At 66.4% G+C, this 256-nt stretch carries 1 protein-coding gene; it reads left to right on the plus strand.

The annotated features are described in order from the left end of the window. On the plus strand, window positions 1-256 hold a 256-nt coding region (locus ACL06G_RS21550), incomplete at its 5' end, for a transposase (RefSeq protein ID WP_412836533.1).

Raw genomic sequence — 256 nt, forward strand, 5'->3', positions numbered from 1 at the left:
CAACCGCGAGAAGGGCGTCACCCTCGCGCAGATCGCGAAGGACTTCGGCGTCCATGAGATGACGCTGTCGAAGTGGATGCGCCAGGCTGCCGTCGAGGACGGCGAGAAGCCCGGCGTCACCAGGTCGGAGTCCGCGGAGAACCGCGAGCTGAAGAAGCGCGTGAGGCTGCTGGAGCAGGAGAACGAGGTCCTGCGCCGAGCTGCCGCGTATCTGTCGCAGGCGAACCTGCCGGGAAAAGGCTCTACCCGCTCGTGA

The organism is Streptomyces callyspongiae (assembly GCF_047200695.1).
Lineage (GTDB): Bacteria > Actinomycetota > Actinomycetes > Streptomycetales > Streptomycetaceae > Streptomyces.